Source organism: Streptomyces megasporus, assembly GCF_000718985.1.
Lineage (GTDB): Bacteria > Actinomycetota > Actinomycetes > Streptomycetales > Streptomycetaceae > Streptomyces > Streptomyces megasporus.
In genome coordinates, this window is record NZ_JODL01000005.1 from 283,517 (window position 1) to 301,203 (window position 17,687).

14 protein-coding genes are annotated in these 17,687 nt (G+C 74.7%); 7 read left to right on the forward strand and 7 right to left on the reverse strand.

Annotated features, from left to right (window positions below; all coding sequences use genetic code 11):
- Positions 1–11: 11 nt before the first annotated feature.
- Positions 12–194: a hypothetical protein gene (locus IF47_RS0107365; protein WP_031507500.1), complete on the reverse strand. Its 183-nt coding sequence runs from the start codon at positions 192–194 to the stop codon at positions 12–14.
- 225 nt (positions 195–419) lie between these two features.
- A complete protein-coding gene (locus tag IF47_RS0107370; RefSeq protein ID WP_031507501.1) occupies positions 420–1,079 on the reverse strand; it encodes a VWA domain-containing protein in 660 nt (219 codons plus the stop codon).
- 328 nt (positions 1,080–1,407) lie between these two features.
- On the opposite strand from IF47_RS0107370, the gene IF47_RS0107375 reads away from it, so the two are divergent.
- Positions 1,408–2,577, forward strand: coding sequence for an endo-1,4-beta-xylanase (locus tag IF47_RS0107375; protein WP_031507502.1), 1,170 nt, complete (start codon positions 1,408–1,410; stop codon positions 2,575–2,577).
- A 99-nt stretch (positions 2,578–2,676) separates the two neighbouring features.
- Here the strand turns inward: IF47_RS0107375 and IF47_RS28605 are convergent, their stop codons facing one another.
- The 4 genes from IF47_RS28605 to IF47_RS0107395 all read right to left on the reverse strand — a co-directional run bounded on the left by IF47_RS28605 (position 2,677) and on the right by IF47_RS0107395 (position 6,422).
- Positions 2,677–3,012 (reverse strand): hypothetical protein, encoded by a 336-nt coding sequence (locus IF47_RS28605; protein WP_157839927.1) that lies wholly within the window; start codon positions 3,010–3,012, stop codon positions 2,677–2,679.
- Positions 3,013–3,633: 621 nt separating this feature from the next.
- Positions 3,634–3,924: a hypothetical protein gene (locus IF47_RS0107385; RefSeq protein ID WP_051717184.1), complete on the reverse strand. Its 291-nt coding sequence runs from the start codon at positions 3,922–3,924 to the stop codon at positions 3,634–3,636.
- A gap of 10 nt (positions 3,925–3,934) precedes the next feature.
- Positions 3,935–6,130 carry a 4-alpha-glucanotransferase gene (malQ, locus tag IF47_RS0107390; RefSeq protein ID WP_078591622.1) on the reverse strand — a complete coding sequence of 732 codons (2,196 nt, stop codon included), beginning with the start codon at positions 6,128–6,130 and terminating at the stop codon, positions 3,935–3,937.
- A 37-nt stretch (positions 6,131–6,167) separates the two neighbouring features.
- Positions 6,168–6,422 carry a hypothetical protein gene (locus IF47_RS0107395; protein ID WP_031507505.1) on the reverse strand — a complete coding sequence of 85 codons (255 nt, stop codon included), beginning with the start codon at positions 6,420–6,422 and terminating at the stop codon, positions 6,168–6,170.
- A 426-nt stretch (positions 6,423–6,848) separates the two neighbouring features.
- On the opposite strand from IF47_RS0107395, the gene IF47_RS0107400 reads away from it, so the two are divergent.
- Positions 6,849–10,142 carry a beta-N-acetylglucosaminidase domain-containing protein gene (locus IF47_RS0107400; RefSeq protein WP_245641030.1) on the forward strand — a complete coding sequence of 1,098 codons (3,294 nt, stop codon included), beginning with the start codon at positions 6,849–6,851 and terminating at the stop codon, positions 10,140–10,142.
- Positions 10,143–10,263: 121 nt separating this feature from the next.
- On the opposite strand, the gene IF47_RS0107405 is transcribed toward IF47_RS0107400, so the two are convergent.
- Positions 10,264–10,803, reverse strand: a complete 540-nt coding sequence (locus IF47_RS0107405; protein ID WP_031507507.1) for an HNH endonuclease — start codon at positions 10,801–10,803, stop codon at positions 10,264–10,266.
- Between the two features lie 226 nt (positions 10,804–11,029).
- On the opposite strand from IF47_RS0107405, the gene IF47_RS0107410 reads away from it, so the two are divergent.
- The 5 genes from IF47_RS0107410 to IF47_RS0107430 all read left to right on the forward strand — a co-directional run bounded on the left by IF47_RS0107410 (position 11,030) and on the right by IF47_RS0107430 (position 17,669).
- Positions 11,030–12,217, forward strand: a complete 1,188-nt coding sequence (locus tag IF47_RS0107410) for a mechanosensitive ion channel family protein (protein WP_078591624.1) — start codon at positions 11,030–11,032, stop codon at positions 12,215–12,217.
- A 144-nt stretch (positions 12,218–12,361) separates the two neighbouring features.
- The gene (locus tag IF47_RS0107415) at positions 12,362–13,594 is read left to right on the forward strand and encodes an ROK family transcriptional regulator (RefSeq protein ID WP_031507509.1); all 1,233 of its coding nucleotides are present in this window, start codon (positions 12,362–12,364) and stop codon (positions 13,592–13,594) included.
- A gap of 81 nt (positions 13,595–13,675) precedes the next feature.
- Complete coding sequence (locus tag IF47_RS0107420) at positions 13,676–14,947, forward strand: 6-phospho-beta-glucosidase (RefSeq protein ID WP_031507510.1); 1,272 nt, start codon at positions 13,676–13,678, stop codon at positions 14,945–14,947.
- The gene (locus IF47_RS0107425) at positions 14,938–16,002 is read left to right on the forward strand and encodes an N-acetylglucosamine kinase (RefSeq protein ID WP_078591625.1); all 1,065 of its coding nucleotides are present in this window, start codon (positions 14,938–14,940) and stop codon (positions 16,000–16,002) included. The genes IF47_RS0107420 and IF47_RS0107425 overlap by 10 nt, the downstream gene beginning before the upstream one ends.
- A 236-nt stretch (positions 16,003–16,238) precedes the next feature.
- Positions 16,239–17,669, forward strand: coding sequence for a hypothetical protein (locus IF47_RS0107430; protein ID WP_031507512.1), 1,431 nt, complete (start codon positions 16,239–16,241; stop codon positions 17,667–17,669).
- The last annotated feature ends 18 nt before the right edge of the window (positions 17,670–17,687 follow it).

Sequence of the window (17,687 nt, forward strand, 5' to 3'; positions counted from 1 at the left end):
CTCCACGGCGCTCACTCCACGGCGGACACGACGTACGCGAGGACGAACACGGCGAGGAAGCAGAGCGCCACCGCGGCCAGGACGAACAGCCACATCAGCCCTGCGATCGCGGTCCAGGCGAACCGCGAGGCGCGCTCGGCCCCTTCGGCCGCGTCCCGATGGCCGCCGGCGTCGCCCCATTCCCCGTCGCTCATGGTGCCTCCCGAGCGGAGCTGTGGCGCGGACGTCCCGGCCCCGAACTCCTCCCCGTCCAGGTACCCCGAAAAGACACCGCCCCGACACGGGCCGCGGGTCGGGTACCCGAGTGGCCGTAACGGTCCGCTCCGGCGCGACCGGCGCGCGACGGCAGTCCGGAACCGGCTCCCGGCCTCGGCGCGGAAGGGGCGCCGGGCGGCTCCCGCCCACGCGGCGAGGTTCCGTCAGGCCTTCGCGGCGAGCTTCTCCCGCCACTGGGCGAACCCCCGGACGACGGCCCGCCGGCTCCAGTTCTCCTCGAAACAGAACCAGACGTTGGGGAGCACCTGTCTCCGGCTCAGGCTGTCCCTGCTCCAGAATGTTTCGTAAATCCGCTCGGAATCTCCGAAGAACTGCCAGAAGATCCTCTCGCCGTCGGATTCGCCGATGAACCGGATCATTTCCTCGGTCTCCGCCTTCCGGTCGAGCCAGAAGATCACGAAAGTCGACTCGTCCGAGCCGGAGGCCCATTCGCTCACCGCGTGCACCGCGGAGAGGGGCCTGCCGTACCAGGGCTGCTCGCCGGCGCCGAAGCACTCCTCGGCCCGGTTCGACGGAACGGGCCGGTCGAACGGCCTCCGGTGGGCGTTCGGCCGGACGCCCCACTCCCGCACCCACTCGGAGAGGGACCCCGGCTCCAGCCGGGAACGGACCACATCCGTTCCCTCGTCGTTCGCCGGCTCCCCGTACAGGAACACATCCACACCGGAGCCGGGCGAGATCTTCTCGGAGATCTTCAGCGCCTTTTCCGCGTATCCGGCGATCGAATGCTTCCGCTGCGGCTCGAAGTACCACTCCCAGGAGGTCGGGAGGACAAGAGCGACGCGGACGCCTGCGCTCCTCATGCGGAGACCGTAGCACCGCGGATCGGCCTTCTCGAAAATGAACCGAAAGGCTGAATTTTCTCCACAAGGAGCCCCACAGACCCCATTCCGGCACACGGCCGGCCCCGGCACCCCCGGCGCCCCCGAGCCGGACCGGCCCGGCTCGGGCCCCGGCGGCGGCCGGCCGCGGGGCCACGTGACGCCGTGGACACGGGCCCGGGGAGCGGCGACAACAGCGGGACCGTGCAGAGGTATTGACGCCCTCGTCAGCGACCGCCTAACGTCCGTGAGCCATACGTCCGGAAACTTTCCGGAAATTTTGAGAAGGCCGACCGAAAAGGGAGCCTCCATGAGACCCATCCGCCTTGTCACCGCCGCACTCGCCACGGCCGCCCTGTCGCTGCCGCTGGTGGTGACACCGGCCACGGCCGCCCCGCCTTCCGGCCACCAGGCCGCACCCCACTCCAACGCCAAGTTCGATCGGCTGCGCTCGGCCGCTCCCGACGGTTTCCACGTGGGCACCGCCGTGGCGGGTGGCGGCCACCACCTCGAGCAGGACTACCCGGACCCCTTCACCTCGGACCGGGAGTACCGGAAGCTGTTGGGGAAGCAGTTCAGCTCGGTCTCCCCCGAGAACCAGATGAAGTGGGAGTTCATCCACCCCGAGCAGGGCCGCTACGACTTCGGGGCCGCCGACGCCATCGTCGACTTCGCCAAGCGCAACAAGCAGGTCGTGCGCGGTCACACGCTCCTGTGGCACAGCCAGAACCCGGAGTGGCTGGAGGAGGGCGACTTCTCCAAGGAGGAACTGCGCGCCATCCTCCGCGAGCACATCACCACCGTCGTCGGCCGTTACGCCGGCAAGATCCAGCAGTGGGACGTGGCCAACGAGATCTTCGACGAGCAGGGCAACCTGCGCACCGAGGAGAACATCTGGATCCGCGAACTCGGGCCGGGCATCGTCGCCGACGCCTTCCGTTGGGCGCACCAGGCCGACCCGAAGGCGAAGCTGTTCTTCAACGACTTCAACGTCGAGGACATCAACGCCAAGAGCGACGCCTACTACGAACTCACCCGGGAACTGCTCGCCCAGGGCGTGCCCGTGCACGGCTTCTCCGTGCAGTCGCACCTGAGCCTGCGCTACGGCTTCCCCGGCAGCCTCGAGGAGAACCTGCGCCGGTTCGACAAGCTCGGTCTGGAGACGGCCATCACCGAGTTGGACGTGCGCATGGACCTGCCGGCGAACGGCAAGCCCACCAAGGCGCAGTTGCGGCAGCAGGCCGACTACTACCAGCGCGCGCTGTCGGCGTGCCTGGCAGTGGAGGACTGCAACTCCTTCACCATCTGGGGCTTCACCGACAAGTACTCCTGGGTCCCGGTGTTCTTCGAGGGCGAGGGCTCCGCGACGGTCATGACCGAGGACTTCGTCCGCAAGCCCGCCTTCCACGCCCTCAAGTCCACCCTGTGGGACGCCAAGAAGGCGGAGGAGAAGGACCGGAAGAAGGGTCGCAAGCACTGAGAACGCCCGCCCGCCGCGGCCGTCCGCGGCGGGCGGCGCCTCCCCTCCCCGCCCGCCGCCGCGTCCCCGACCGGCGGCGGGCGCCTTTCGCCGACTTCTTCACCGCCTCTTCTCACCGTTCGAACTCTTCTCACCGTTCGAAAAGCCCGGCCCCGGGCCGGTTCCCCGACCCGTGCTCCCGCGCCCGGGGCCGCCGCAGGGCCGCCACCGCCCAGCGGGGCGCCTCGGTGCGCTGCACGCGGTCCACAGCGGGACGATGACGCCGAGCAGCGGCATGTGGAGCGGCAGCACCGTGTGGAGAGCGGTGACCAGCACGTACCGACGGTCGCGGAGGACGGTCGAGCGCGGGGCGCCGGGCGCTCCGGCCGGGGCGGGCGGGACGGCCGGCAGGCGCGACAGGACGAGGGCGGCCACCACGAAGGCGAGGGCGTCCACCACCAGGACCGTCCGGTACGCGGCGGGGTGTCCAGGTGGAGGGCCGGGCCGCCCGGGGCGGCGCCGACGGCGAGTCCGGCGTCTCCGGTGGACTGCGGATACGCGCGGACGCGGGTGCGCTCCCGCTCCGGGACCAGGGTCGCGAGCAGCGCCTGCCGGGCGGCGCCGAGCCCGCACCGGCGACAGGCGTGGAGCACGGCGGCGGCCGTGCGGGCCGGGAAGCCGCCGACGGTGAGGAAGACGGCGACGGCCGGTCCGGTCGCCGGCGTCAGAGCGACCGCCGTGCCGCGTGCCCCGCGCCGATCGGCGAGGTGCCCCGGCGGGACGCCCGCCACGGCGCCGGCCGCTCGACCGAGCGTGAGGCCGGCGCCGACCTCGGTCGCGGACGGACCGACGACACACGAGTGAAGTACAGCGCGGAGCGGACGTGGTGCGCGCCGTCCCGACGGAGTGGACCGGTTGGGCCAGGGCGGACGTCCGGGAGCGGATGCGGACGTGGGGAGGGTCCGTGAGGTCACGCGGTGACGCTACGGACCCGTCCGGTCCCCCCGGCAGGGCCGGTCGGCGGCCGGTTCGGTGGGCCACTTGCCACCCGGGAGGCCGCCGCGGGCCGACCGCGGGTCAGCCGCGGTTCGGCTCCTGCCGTCCGGCGATCTGGCCGCTGTTGCGCGAGGACTTGTCGCCCACCACCACCAGTCCGGCGATGACCAGGAAGAGGACGATCGGCAACACGACGAACAGGCCGATGGTCTCGACCGGGCTGATGCCGGTACCCGGCTGGTCGCCGTCGTCGCGGTAGAGGGCGAGGGCGCTGGGGGAAGTGAGCAGGAGCGTCAGCGCGGTGAAGGCGGTGACAGCTCCGGCGCGCACGGCGGTGCGAGCCTTCTTGGTGTTCGTGACCTTGGTGTCCACGGTCCCAACGCTAGCGAACGTCCTGCGGCGCCACTCGTCCAGGGTGGCCCTGAGCGCGCCTGCGGGTGCCCTGCCTGCCGTACAGCTCGTCGCTGACCGTCTCCAGGAGAGAGCGCAGGCGGGGCGAGGTGACCAGCTCCTCCAGGGTGACCGGGCGGCCGTCTCCGTCGGCGACGGGCAGCCGCCAGTTGGGGTACTGGTCCCAGGTGCCCGGCACGTTCTGCGGGCGGCGGTCGCCGACGCCGTCCGGCAGCCAGACGCCGACCATCTTCGCGGGGGTGCGGACCAGGAAGCGGTAGACCGCCTTGATCTCGTCCTCCTCGTCGCCCTCGCCCTCCGGACGCAGGCCCAGACGGGCCAGGTGCGCCATCCATTCGGAGGTCTCCCGGCTCTCCCGGCTCCGCTCCTCCTCCAGCGAGCCGGCGAGCAGCCCGAGCCGGTCGCGCAGCTCGACGTGCTCGCCGCTGAGGCGGGCGGCGGTGCTGGGCAGGTCGTGGGTGGTGGCGGTGGCCAGGCAGTCGGCGCGCCAGTGGTGCGGGTCCAGCGGCCGGGGCGTGTCACCGGGCGGGGCGTGCCGGCCCTCGTAGTCGCGCTCGAACCACAGCACGGAGGTGCCCAGCACCCCGCGTCCGGCCAGCTCGCCGCGGACGCCCGGCTCGACGGTGCCCAGGTCCTCGCCGATGACGACGGCCCGCGCCCGGTGCGCCTCCAGGGCGAGCACGCCGAGCATCGCCTCGGCGTCGTGGCGGACGTAGGTGCCCTGGGTGGGCGGGCGACCCTCGGGAATCCACCACAGCCGGAACTGGCCCATGACGTGGTCGACGCGCAGCCCGCCCGCGTGGCGCAGCAGCCCGGCCAGCAGCGAGCGGTACGGGGCGTAGCCGGAGGCGGCCAGCGCGTCGGGCCGCCAGGGCGGCAGGCCCCAGTCCTGGCCGTTGGCGTTGAAGGCGTCCGGCGGAGCGCCGATCGACATGCCGGGGGCCAGGAACTCCCGCTGCGCCCAGGCCTCCGCCCCGGAGGGGTGCACGCCCAGCGCCAGGTCGTGCACCAGGCCGATGGACATGCCCGCGTCGCAGGCGGTGCGCTGGGCGCGGGCGAGCTGGGCGTCGGTGAGCCAGGCCAGCCAACTGTGGAAGTCCACCCGGTCCAGCAGGTCGTTGCGGGCGCGGGCGGTGGCGGGCGAGCACGGGTCGTCCAGGCCGTCGGGCCAGGAACGCCAGTCGGGGCCGTGGACCTCGGCCAGGGCGCACCAGGTGGCGTGGTCCTCCAGCGCCTGGCCCTGCTCGGCGAGGAAGTCGTTGTAGGCGACGCGCCGGCCGGGGCTGAGGGGGACGGTGCGGACCAGTTCCAGCGCCCGGAGCTTGAGCGCCCACACGGCGTCGCGGTCGATGGTGCCGTCCTTGGTGAGGGTGGTCTCGCGCAGTTCGGCGGCGCGGGCCAGCAGTTCGTCCACCCTCGAACGGGCCTCGCCGGAGAGGTAGGCGTACTCGGGGACCGCCTCCACCCGCAGGTGGACGGGGTCGGCGAACCGTCGCGAGGAGGGACGGTACGGGGAGGGGTCGACGGTGTCGCCCGGCGCGGCGGGGACGGCCGCGTGCAGGGGGTTGAGCTGGATGAAGTCGGCGCCGGTCGCGCGTCCGGCCCAGGCGGCGAGGTCGGCGAGGTCGGCGAGGTCCCCCATGCCCCAGGAGTGGGAGGACAGCAGGGAGTAGAGCTGGACGAGCAGGCCGAAGGAGCGTTCCTCCAGGGGCGGGAAACGGTCGGGCGCGACGATCAGGGTGGCCCGCGCGGAGCGCCCGTCGAGCGTCTTGGCGTACAGGGTGTGGCAGCCCGGCGGCAGCCGCCTGCCGTCGTCGACCGGTTCGTCCGCGCTCCACTCCAGGCACTGGCCGTCCTCGGTCTCCACGTGGAGCGCCGTGCCGGCGGGCAGCGGGGGCAGACCGCTTCGGACGGCGGTGGCGGGAGCGGCGGGCGAAGAGGCGTGCCGGGCCCGCACCACGACGGTGGGGGGGAGCAACCGGCCGGCCTCCTCGCGCGCGCGACGCTCCAGGGCCTTGTCGACCGCTCGGGGGGTGGAGGCGTCGACGCCCAGCGCCGCGAGCACGTCCACGACCGTGTCCTCGGGCACCTGGACCGTACGGCCCGGGGCCGGTTCGTAGGAGGTGCAGACGCCGTACGCCGCCGCGAGCCTCGCCAGTCGGCCCATCTGGATCTCCCTCGGCTCTCCTCGGCCCCCAGGGGTACTAGATGCCCGCGGGCTCCGCGGCGTATCCCACCCCGGTCGGCTCGCTGGTGAGGGGAAGCCCGGTGGCGAGGGGTGGCTCGCTGGTCAGTGGAGCGGCGTCGGCGAGCGGAGGTTCGCTGGTCAGAGGGGCTTCGGCGTAGTCGTGGACGCAGGAGCCGCCCAGCCCGGAGTCCGGGTCGGACACACCGGAGAGGTCGAGCGGTTCCTGCCTCTGTTCGGGTGGAAAGGTCAGCAGATCGGCGGACGTGGCCACAGGGGGCCTCCGTTCGTTTCTCGGTCGGACATGGTGGCCCTACCCAGTGCGGCGGGGACCAGTCCCCTTCGAGGGAACAACGTGAGCCGGGTCACCCGGCCCACGGCCGATGATTTCACGGTGCCGCGCGCTTGTCAGCGCAGAGAATTCACCCGAAGCCGCTGTCATGGCCGGATTTTCCCGGACCCCACGGTCGGTCGTCCCCGGCGCCCGGCCGTGGGCCCGCCCGCCGCGGCGCCGCCCGCGCGCGTCCGCGGAAGCCCCTTTCGCGTCACCCTCCCCACGACAACTCGGACACTTCGGCCTCCGCCGTTGACACCCTCACCACGCCGGTGGTGGGCTCGTTGCGGCCGACGGGCCCGATCGGACGGGTCCGAGCGGCCCCACGGACGGGCAAGAAGAGCGGGCGAGAAGGGCCTGGACGACGTGAACCACGCGACGCATGGCCGCGGTGCGCGCCGAACCGGGGCGACGGCACTGGTCGCGGCCTTCCTCGGCGGGCTGCTCTCGGGCGCGCCGGGCGCGCACGCCGCGCCGCCCGGTCCGGACGCGACCGGCGGCACGGCACCGGCCGCCGACGGCCGGGAGGACGTCGCCGCGCGAGGCGACGTCCCGGCGGTCTGGCCGCGTCCGCAGTCCCTGCGGGGGCGGGGCGCGGCCGTCCCCGTCACCGACGAGGTCACCGTGCTCGCCGACGCGGACGCCGACTCCCGCGCCCTCGGCGTCGTCCGCGACACGCTGCGCGCGGCCGGCGCGCGCGACGTGCGCACCCTGCGGCCCGGCGAGGCGTCCCGCGCCCGGGGCCTGGTGGTGCGGGTCGGGGGCGCCCCCGCCGAGCAGGCGCTGCGGGCCCTGCGCGCGTCCGAGCGCGGCGACCTGCCCGCGGGCGGCTACCGGCTGGCGGTCGGCCGGGCGGACGACCTGGGGGACCCCGGCGGCACGGTCGCCTTGGCGGGGGTGGGCGACGACGGGCTGTTCCACGCCGCGCAGACGCTGCGGCAACTGGTGGTCACCGGCGAGGACGGGCGGCGGGCGTTCGCCGGGGTCACCGTGCGGGACTGGCCGGCGACGGCGGTGCGCGGCACGACCGAGGGCTTCTACGGCGAGGCCTGGTCGCACGAGGAGCGGTTGGCACACCTGGACTTCATGGGCCGCACCAAGCAGAACCGCTACCTGTACGCCCCCGGCGACGATCCCTTCCGCCAGTCCCACTGGCGCGACCCCTACCCCGCCGAGCGGCGCGCGCAGTTCCGCGAGCTGGCCGAGCGGGCCCGACGCAACCACGTGGTGCTGGGCTGGGCCGTCTCGCCGGGGCAGTCGATGTGCCTGGCCTCCGACGGCGACCGCCGGGCCCTGCTGCGCAAGGTCGACGCCATGGTGGCGCTGGGGGTGCGGGCCGTCCAGCTCCGCTTCGAGGACGCGAGCTACTACGAGTGGCACTGCGGCCGGGACGCCGACCACTACGGCTACGGCCCCGAGTCCGCCGCCCGCGCCCACGCCGAGCTGACCAACGAACTGGCCGCGCACCTGGCGGAGCGGTACGGCACCGGGCGGGGCGCGGTGCCGCTGTCGGTGCTGCCGACCGAGTTCTACCAGGACGGCTCCACCGAGTACCGCCGCGCGTTCGCGAAGGCGCTGCGCGGGGACGTGGAGGTGGCCTGGACGGGCGTCGGCGTCGTCCCGGCGACCATCACCGGCGCCGAGACGGCCGAGGCGCGCTCCGTCTTCCGCCAGCCGCTGGCCACCCTGGACAACTACCCGGTCAACGACTACGCCGCGGACCGGATCTTCCTCGGCCCGTACACCGGCCGCGAGCCGGCCGTCGCCAACCGTTCGGCGGAGCTGTTGGCCAACGCGATGGAACAGGCGACGGCCTCCCGCGTCCCGCTGTTCACGGTCGCCGACTACGCCTGGAACCCCCGCGCCTACCGGCCCGAGGAGTCCTGGGAGGCCGCCGTCGACGACCTGGCCGGCGCCGGCGAGCCGGGCGGCACGGTCGACCGCGAGACCCGCGAGGCGCTGCGCGCGTTCGCCGCCAACAACTCCTCCTCCGTGCTGGACGAGGAGGAGTCCGCCTACCTCGCTCCGCTGCTCGACGCCTACTGGGACGCCCACGCGAGCCACGACGAGGAGCGGTTCGCCGACGCGGAGGGCCGGCTGCGCGACGCCTTCGCGGTGCTGCGCGACTCCCCCGAACACCTGGCCGAGGTGGCCGACGGCGCCCTGACCGACGAGACGCGCCCCTGGGTGGGGCAGCTCGCGCGCCACGGCCGGGCCGGCGGGCACGCCCTGGACATGCTGGCCGCCCAGCGGCGCGGCGACGGCGCGGCGGCCTGGCAGGCGCGGCTGAAGCTGGAGCGGCTGCGCGACGAGGCCGACAGGAGCGGCGTGACGGTCGGCGAGGGCGTCCTGCCGGACTTCGTGGACAAGGCACTGGGGATCGCCGACCACTGGTCGGGCTCCGGCGGCCGGTCCTCCGAGCCCAAGCGCTCCGGCGAGCGGGTGCGCGGCGGCCCCGCCCCGCTGCCCGGTTCCTCCCCGAAGGACGCCGTCGACGGCGACCCGGCCACCGCCTTCCGCGCCGCCCGGGCGCCCGCCCCCGGCGCCGAGGAGTTGGAGCTGCGGCTGCCCCGGCCGCGTTCCCTGGAGGTGGTCACCGTCCAGTCCGAGCCGGGTTCGGGGGCTCGGGCCGCCGTCGAGGCCCACGTCCCGGGCAAGGGCTGGAAGAAGCTGGGCGACCTCTCCGACCACGGCTGGACGGAGGTGCGGGCCGACGGCCTGCGGGCGGACGCCGTGCGCCTGGCCTGGCGGCACGGCTCGAAGGCCCCGGTGATCCACGAGTTGACGCCCTGGTACTCCGACGGCCCCGGCGCCGAGTTGGCGCTGGCCCGCACCGAGACCAACGCCGTCATCGGCGGCGCCCCGGCCGCGGTCGAGGCGCGGCTGACCGGCAACCGTCCCACCGACGTGCGCGGCCGGCTGACGGTGCGGGCGCCCGAGGGCTTCACGGTGCGCGCCCCGCGCAGGGTGACGCTCCAGCGCGGCGTCCCGGCGACGGCGACCGTCGAGGTGCGGGCCGGGAAGGACGTGCGACCGGGCACCTACGACGTTCCGGTGACCCTCACCACCGCGGAGGGCGAGACCCGCAAGGCGACGCTCACCGTCCGCGCCTATCCGCCCACCGGCGGCCCGGACCTGGCCCGCGGCGCGCGGGCGGACTCCTCCGCCGACGAGACCGAGGACTTCCCCGCCGCGGCCGTCGTCGACGGCGACCCGAACACCCGCTGGTCCTCCCCCGCCGAGGACGGGCAGTGGGTGCGGGTGGAGCTGGACCGGCCGGCCCGCGTCGGCGAGGTGCGGCTCCACTGGCAGGACGCCCACGCCTCCCGCTACCGCGTCCAGGTCTCCGCCGACGGCAAACGGTGGCGCACGGCCGCGACCGTGCGCGACGGGCGGGGCGGACGGGAGACGGTGCGCATGGACGCCCCGGCCGACACCCGTTTCGTCCGGATGGTGGGCGACGAGCGGGCGACCCGCTTCGGGCTGTCCCTGTGGTCCGTGGAGGTCTACGCCGTACGGGACGACGGGGGCGACGGAGAAAGCAAGGACAGCCGAGACGACCGAGAGGGCCAGGGCCGCCAGGGCGGCCGGGACGGCGAGAAGGGACGGAACGGCCGGAGCGGCGACGACGGCGAGAGGGCAGGCGACCGCCGGGGGTGACGACGTGGGCGCGCCGGAGCCGGCACCGGCCGCGGTTCCTCGCGCGAGGCCCGCGGCCGGCCCCGATCCCGGGGCCGAATCCGGGGCCGACGACGACCCCGAAGACGACGAAACCCGAATCTCAGGCGGATGTCCTGCCGTCGATTCGGGCCAGTGCCTCCTCCGCGCCGTACGGTCGCAGGTACGGCAACCAGCGCGGGTCGCGATGCCCCGTTCCGATGATCCGCCAGGCCAGGCCCGTCGGTGGCGCGGGTTGATGCCTCATCCGCCACCCCAGTTCGGAGATGTGGCGGTCGGCCTTCGTGTGGTTGCAGCGGCGGCAGGCCGCCACGACGTTGTCCCAGGAGTGTTGCCCGCCACGACTGCGCGGAACGACGTGGTCGACGCTGGTTGCGACGCCACCGCAGTACACGCATCTGCCGCCGTCACGGGCGAACAGGGCGCGGCGGGTGAGCGGCACGGTGCCGCGGAAGGGCACGCGGACGAAGCGTTTCAGGCGTACGACGCTCGGGGCGGGTATGGCTTGGGTGGCGCTGTGCATCAGGGCGCCGGAATCCTCCAGGCTTATCGCCTTTCCATTGAGGACGAGGATGAGCGCGCGGCGGAGCGGTACGACGCCGAGCGGCTCGTACGACGCGTTGAGGACCAGGACATGCGGCACGGTGCCTCCTTGTACGTCGGCGGCGCGTGGCTCGCGCCGGGACGATCTCCCCCAGTGTGTCCCGCGTCCCGGTGGCTGCGCCACCACGATCGCGTAACGCGCTGAGCGTGTTTTCGACCACACACCGTTTCTCCCCCTCCCGCCCCCGCTGTTATCCCATGACCGCCCGGAACGGAGCGGCCGGTCGGACGGGGTGTCCCCCGTTAGTGTGTCGAGAGTGGACTCGATGAACGACGCGCACGAGACGGCCACGAACGCCGCCGGCTGGATAGAGGAGAACTGGGGCGTCTGGCTCGCCACCGGCCTGCGCATCCTGCTGATCCTGGTGATAGCGGTCGTGCTGCGCTCGGTGATCCGCCGGGCCATCACCCGGTTGATCGCCCGGATGAACCGCAACGCCGAGGCCGAGGCGAGCGGCAACGCGCTGCGCGGCCTGCTGGTCAACGCCGAGCGGCGGCGCCAGCGCACCGAGGCGATCGGTTCGGTGCTGCGCAGCGTCGCCACGTTCGTCATCATGGGCACGGCGGTGCTGATCACCCTGTCGACCCTGGGCATCGACCTCGCGCCGCTGCTGGCCAGCGCCGGCGTCGCCGGCGTGGCGATCGGCTTCGGCGCCCGGAACCTGGTCACGGACGTGCTGAGCGGGATGTTCGTCCTCCTGGAGGACCAGTACGGGGTCGGGGACCGGATCGACGCGGGCGAGGCCACCGGCACGGTGCTGGAGATCGGGCTGCGGGTGACCAAGCTGCGCGGCGACGACGGCGAGATCTGGTACGTCCGCAACGGCGAGATCAAGCGGGTCGGCAACCTCAGCCAGGGGTGGGCGACGGCCTCCCTGGACGTGGAGGTGCGCGCCGAGGAGGACTTGGACGAGGTCCGGGCGGCCATCGTCGCGGCCGGCGAGGAGATGTCCACCTCCTCGCCGTGGGACGAGGTGCTGTGGGCGCCGGTGGAGGTGCTGGGCCTGAACTCGGTGACGCTGGAGACGATGGTGATCCGCGTCTCGGCGAAGACCATGCCGGGCAAGGCGCTGCCGGTGGAGCGCGAACTGCGCGCGCGGATCAAGCGGGCGCTGGACGCGCGGGGCATCCGGATGGTGGACGAGGAGGCGCTGACCGCCCTGCGCAGGCTGGACGCCGACCTGGAGCGCGGCCCGGAGCGCGGCCTGGACGGGGGGCCGGGGCGGGGCATGGTGAAGGACCGGGACGGGATCCTCGCCAAGGATCCGGCCAAGAGTCCGTCCGAGGGGCTGTCCAAGGGGCTGTCCGAGGGGCTGTCCAAGGCCCTGACCGGCGACCCGGCCAAGTCCCCGCTCGAATCCCCGGTCAAGTCCCCGCCCAGGTCCCCGGCCGACTCCCTGGCGAAGGAGACCGGCGCGGACCGGGGCCGGGGCGGGAGCCGACCGACCGCGTAGGACACGGTCCGCGTGGAACACGGCGCGGGGCACGAGGGGTGCGAGGGCCGTTCCGGCCCGTTCGTTGACGTGGGTCGGGGGCGGGTCTACTGTCCTGTCCCGCACAACTGGAAACTTTCCTGACAGTAACGGGCGGGAGAGCCGATGGCCGGTACGACCCCGGGGACGCCTCGGGTGCTGCGCACGATGAACGACCGCGCGGCGCTGGAACTGCTGCTCGCCCACGGCCCGCTGTCGCGCAGCCGCATCGGCAAGCTCACCGGGCTGTCCAAACCGACCGCGTCCCAGCTCCTGGCCCGTCTGGAGGCCGCGGGCCTGGTCGTCGTCACCGGCACCAGCCAGGGGCGTCCCGGGCCGGGCGCCCAGCTCTACTCCCTCGATCCGACCGTCGCGTACGTCGCCGGCGTGGACGTCACCACCACCCGCGTCCGGGCCGCGGTCGCCGACATCACCGGCCGCACCGTCGGCGCCTTCGAACTGCCCGCCTCCGGGCGGCGGTCCGACGAGGGCGCCGTCCGGCAGGTCGTGACCGCCGTGGACGGCGCCGTCGAGGACGCCGGGCTCACCCGCGACGCCCTGCACCGCGTCGTCATCGGCACGCCGGGCGCCTTCGATCCCCGGACCGGACGGCTGCGCTACGCCTCCCACCTGCCCGGCTGGCACTCCCCCACCCTCCTGGAGGAGTTGGCCGCCGCCCTGCCGGTGCCGCTGGAGTACGACAACGACGTCAACCTCGTCGCCGTCGCCGAACAGCGGCTGGGAGCCGCCCGCGGTCACGACGACTTCGTCCTGCTGTGGAACGAGGAGGGCATCGGAGCCGCCCTGGTGCTCGGCGGGCGTCTGCACCGCGGCTGGACCGGCGGCGCGGGAGAGGTCGGCTTCCTGCCGGTGCCCGGCGTCCCGCTGATGCGCCGGGTCGCGCAGGCGGGCGGTGGCGGCTTCCAGGAGTTGGCGGGCGCCGCCGCCGTGGTGCGGACCGCCCGCGAGCTGGGGCTGCGGCCTCCTCGGGGGCCGGCTCGGGAGGTCGCCGCCGCCCTCCTCGCCCGCGCGGCCGACCACGCGGGCCCGAACGGCGTCGCGGACGGCGGACCGGACGGTCCCGAGGGGGAGTTGCTGCGCCGGACGGCCACCGCGCTGGCGACCGGACTCGCCGCGATGGTCGCCGTCCTCGACCCCGAACTCGTCGTCCTGTCCGGCGGCGTGCTGACCGCCGGGGGCGAGGCGCTGCGCGCGCTGATCCAGCGGGAGCTGGCCGAACTGGCCGCCCCCAGACCCCGGCTGGTCGTCGGCGCCGTCACCGAACACCCCGTGCTCAGCGGGGCGTTGGAGAGCGCCCTGACCACCACCCGCGACCGGGTGTTCGACACCTCCCGCTGACCCCGGTCGGCCCCGCCACCAGCCCCGCCGCCAGACCCGCCGATCCCGCGCCCGCGCCGTATCCGAGGAGGACCAGGCCCCGTGAAACTCGCAGTGGTAGGTGGCGGTTCCACCTACACCCCCGAACTCGTCGACGGCTTCGCCCGGTTGCGGGACGTCCTCCCCGTCACCGAACTGGTCCTGGCCGACCCGGCGGAGGAGCGGCTGGAGACGGTGGGCGGGCTCGCCCGGCGCATCCTCGCCCGCGCCGACCACCCGGCCACCGTCACCACCACCTCCGACCTGGACGCGGCCGTCGCGGACGCCCACGCCGTCCTCCTCCAACTCCGCGTCGGCGGCCAGGCGGCCCGCGAGCGGGACGAGAGCTGGCCGCTGGAGTGCGGCTGCGTCGGGCAGGAGACCACCGGCGCCGGCGGGCTGGCCAAGGCGCTGCGCACCGTACCCGTCGTGCTGGACATCGCCGAACGGGTGCGCCGCGCCAACCCCGACGCGTGGATCGTCGACTTCACCAACCCGGTCGGCATCGTCACCCGCGCGCTGCTGACCGAGGGTCACCGCGCGGTGGGTCTGTGCAACGTGGCGATCGGCTTCCAGCGCAAGTTCGCCGCCCTGCTGGGGGTCGCCCCCGAGGAGGTCCACCTCGACCACGTCGGGCTCAACCACCTCACCTGGGAGCTGGGCGTGCGCCTGGGCGGGCCGGGCGGCGCGGACCTCCTGCCCGGGCTGCTGGCCGAGCACGGCGGGACCATCGCCGCCGACCTGCGGATGCCGAAGACCCTCCTGGAGAGGCTGGGCGCCGTGCCCTCGTACTACCTGCGCTACTTCTACGCGCACGACGAGGTGGTGGCCGAGATGCGCACCAAACCCTCGCGGGCGGCGGAGGTCGCCGCGATGGAGCGGAGGCTGCTGGAGATGTACGCCGACCCGACGTTGGACACCAAACCGGAACTGCTCTCCAAACGCGGCGGCGCCTACTACTCCGAGGCCGCCGTCGCCCTGGTCGCCGCGCTGCTGGGCAGCGCCGAAGACGGCGGCGGCGTGCAGGTGGTGAACGTCCGCAACGACGGCACCCTGCCCTTCCTCCCCGACGACGCGGTGATCGAGGTGCCGGCCGAGGTCTCCCCGGCGGGCGCGCGGCCCCTGCCCGTGGCGCCGCTCTCCCCGCTCCACACGGGTCTGATCTCGGCCGTGACGTCGTACGAGCACCTGGCGCTGGAGGCCGCCCTGCGCGGTGGCCGGGACCGGGTGTTCGCCGCGCTGCTGGCCCACCCGCTCGTCGGGCAGTACGCCCTCGCCGAGCAGTTGACCGACCGTCTGATCGCGCACAACCGGGAGCACCTCGCATGGGCCTGACGCCCGCCTCCGCCTCGACCGCCTCCACCGACTCCACCGCCTCCCCCACGGTCGCGGTCCTGGCGATCGACGCGGGCAACAGCAAGACCGACGTGGCGCTGGTCGCCGGGGACGGGAGCGTCCTGGGCTCCGCGCGGGGCGGGGGGTTCCAGCCGCCGGTGGTCGGGGCGGAGGCGGCCGTCGAGGCCCTGGGTGAGACCGTGGTCCGGGCGGCGAGGGACGCGGGGTTGGACGCCGACGCCGTCGGCTCGGGCGCTCCCCTGGCCGAGCACGTCTCGGCCTGCCTGGCCAACGCCGATCTGCCGCGTGAGGAGCGGGAGTTGGCGGCCCTGGTCGACGGTCGCGGCTGGGGCCGCGGCAGCGAGGTCGCCAACGACACGTTCGCGATCCTGCGCGCGGGGCTGCCCGACGACGGCTCGGTGCGGCACGGGGTCGCCGTCGTCTGCGGCGCGGGCGTCAACTGCGTCGGGGTCGCCGAGGACGGCCGCACCCACCGCTTCCCCGCCGTCGGCCGGCTCTCCGGCGACTGGGGCGGCGGCGGAGGGCTGGCCGAGGAGGCGCTGTGGCACGCCGCCCGCGCCGAGGACGGCCGGGGCGAGGACACCGAGCTGGCCAGGGCGCTGCCCGCCCGTTTCGGCCTGCCCGACATGTACGCGCTGATCGAGGCGTTCCACCTGGGCGACCTGCCGAGTGGGCGCCGCCACGACCTCGTCCCCGTCCTCTTCGAGGTCGCCGACGGCGGTGACGCGGTCGCCCGCGCGCTGGTCCACCGGCAGGCCGAGGAGATCGCGGTGATGGCGACGGTCGCGCTGGAACGCCTGGGCCTGCTCGACACCCCGACCCCGGTCGTGCTGGGCGGCAGCGTCGTGGCGGCCCGGCACCAACTGCTCCACGGGAGGCTCCTGGAGCTGTTCGCCGAGCGCGCCCCCCGCGCCGACGTCGACGTGATCACCGCCCCTCCCGTGCTCGGCGCGGCGCTGCTGGCCCTGGACCGGCTCGCGGCCGGGACGGACGCCTGCGCCCGGCTCCGCGCCCACCACGCCGTGCGCGGCTGACCGTCCCCCGCGTCCCGCCGGGCGCCGGGCGTCCGGTGGGGCGCGTGGGCGGGCCGGGCGCTCCACGGAGATCGCGATCGGAACAAGATCCCGGCGGGGACGGTGTCGTCGCCGCGTCCGGCCGCCATACTGCTGGGCGGGGCTCCTCCGGCTCCGCCGTGTGGGGGCCGCACAGGGGCCGCGTGGGGGAGAGCGCGGGGCCCGGTGCGTCAGCGACCGAGGGGGAGGTCCGACCAGTGACACAGCCGCCGAGCGGTCCGCCTCCGACCCCCGCCGTGCCTCCCGTCCCGGCGTCCCGGCAGGCACCCCGGTCCGGTGCCTCCGTCGCCGTCCCCGGGCCGCCGCGCCGCACGGCCTGGGCCGAGGGCGTGGACCGGCTGCGCGCGGCCGCGGTGACCGAACCCGGACGGCTGCGGATCATCGGGGCCGTCCTGGTCGCGCTGGTGCTGGCGTTCGGGGCCGTGACCGCCTGGCAGGTCTCCGACCGGGCCGCCGCGGCCGAGGCCGTGGTCGCCCGCAGTCAACCGCTGAGCGCCGACGCGGCGAGCCTCTACCGCTGCCTCGCCGACGCCGACACCACCGCCGCCGGCGCCTTCCTGGCCGGGGGCGACGAGCCGCCCGAGCTGCGCGAGCGGTACGAGAGGGACATCCGCACCGCCTCCCTGCTGCTGACCCGGGCGGCGGCGAACAGCGACGCCTCGGACCCCGGCTACGCCGAGATCGTCAAGCTCAACCGGGAACTCCCCGTCTACACCGGCCTGGTGGAGACCGCCCGCGCCAACAACCGGCAGGGCCTGCCCCTGGGCGGCGCCTACCTGCGCCACGCCGGCGAGCGGATGCGCGAGGAGCTGCTGCCCGCCGCCGAGGCGCTCCACCGCTTCGAGACCGCCCGGCTCCGCGAGGACCACGGGGCGGCGCGCTCCCGGCCCGTCCTCGCGCTGCTCACCGGGGTCGTCGCGCTCGCCGCGCTCGGCTGGGCCCAGCGGCGCCACCACCTGCGGACGAACCGGGTGTTCAACCTCGGGCTGCTGGCCGCGACCGTCGCGACGGCCACGACGCTGCTGTGGCTGATCGCCGCGCACGGGCTCGCCCGGTCCGGCCTCGACGACTCCGACCGGTACGGCGCACGTTCGCTCCAGGTGCTCAACGAGGCGTGGACGGGCGTCCTCCGGGCCCGCGGCGACGAGAACATGACGCTGGTGGCGCGCGGCGGCGGCGCCGAGTACGAGGAGAGCTACCAAGCGGGCATGCGCGAGGTGGCGGGCGACCCGGTGGCCGGGGAGCGCGACGGCACGGGGCTGCTGGCACGGGCGCTGGCCCTGGCGGACGACGCGGAGGGCCGCACGCCGGTCCGGGACGCGCTGCGGGCCACCGACCGGTGGCGCGAACACCACGCCACCGCCCGCGCGTTGGAGAACGACGGGCGCTACGACGACGCGGTCGCCCTGGTCGTCGGCCCCGGCCGGGACACCGCGCGGAGCGCGTTCGACGCGGTGGAGGCGGGTCTGGCCGAGGCCGTGGAGCACGAGCAGCGGGAGTTCGAACGGGCGGCCGAGCGGGGACGGGACGCGCTCGACGGACTGCCCGCCGGGGCCGGGGCGCTGGCCGTGCTCGGCGCGGTGGGCGTGGTGCTGGGCATCGGCCGCAGGCTGTCGGAGTACCGGTGAGACCGGTGGAGGAAGACA